At 64.7% G+C, this 235-nt stretch carries 1 pseudogene; it reads left to right on the top strand.

Annotated features, from left to right (window positions below):
- Window positions 1–235: pseudogene (locus tag SB753_RS41415) on the top strand (FAD-binding oxidoreductase); the annotation flags it as partial.

Genomic DNA, 235 nt, shown 5'->3' with positions numbered 1-235 from the left:
GAAGGCGAGATCGTCGAATTCGGTTCGCTCGGACCCGACGCGCCCGGCCTCGATCTGCTCGCCGTGCTGATCGGCAGCGAAGGCATGTTCGCGATCGTCACCGAAGTCACCGTCAAGCTGATTCCGAAACCGCAAACGGCGCAGGTCATCATGGCCAGTTTCGACGACGTGGTGAAAGGCGGCGACGCGGTCGCCGGCATCATCGCCGCGGGCATCATTCCGGCGGGCCTCGAGA

It is taken from the genome of Paraburkholderia sp. SIMBA_053 (assembly GCF_046534895.1).
GTDB classification, from domain to species: Bacteria; Pseudomonadota; Gammaproteobacteria; order Burkholderiales; family Burkholderiaceae; genus Paraburkholderia; species Paraburkholderia caledonica.
Note: the sequence above shows the minus strand (reverse complement) of the source record. Positions and strands in the feature narration are given on the sequence as shown.